Source organism: Armatimonadota bacterium (genome assembly GCA_031459765.1).
Lineage (GTDB): Bacteria > Sysuimicrobiota > Sysuimicrobiia > Sysuimicrobiales > Kaftiobacteriaceae > Kaftiobacterium > Kaftiobacterium secundum.
In genome coordinates this window covers 1-366 of record JAVKHY010000020.1, presented here as the reverse complement: position 1 = coordinate 366, position 366 = coordinate 1, and the positions used below count along the sequence as shown (strand labels likewise).

1 protein-coding gene is annotated in these 366 nt (G+C 66.9%); it reads right to left on the bottom strand.

What is annotated here, in order from left to right:
* Positions 1–366 (bottom strand): carbohydrate ABC transporter permease (locus QN141_13655; protein MDR7559523.1); only part of this gene is annotated, 366 nt, incomplete at both ends.

The window sequence follows — 366 nt, the reverse complement described above, 5'->3', positions numbered from 1 at the left end:
TCCCCAGCGTGCGCCCCAGCCACTGCAGGGTCTGGACGAGGGGGATCAGCACGCTCTGGTACGGGATGAACATCCCGAACAGCAGCAGGGGGAAGACGACGTCGGCTCCGGTGAACTTCCACTTGGCCAGCAGGTAGCCGTTGATGGAGCCCAACGCGGCGGTGACCAGCGTCGCCGGCACCACGAGCAGGACGCTGTTGCGGAAGTTGGGCGCCAGCCGCTCGTAGGCCCGGGCGAAGCTATCCAGGCCCACCCGGGACGGCGGTTCCCACATGCGGCTCAGGCTGACCTCCTGGAAGGACTTCAGCCCGTTGTTCACCAGCACGTAGATCGGCAGCAGGTAGAAGGCGGCCAGGGCGACGAGCA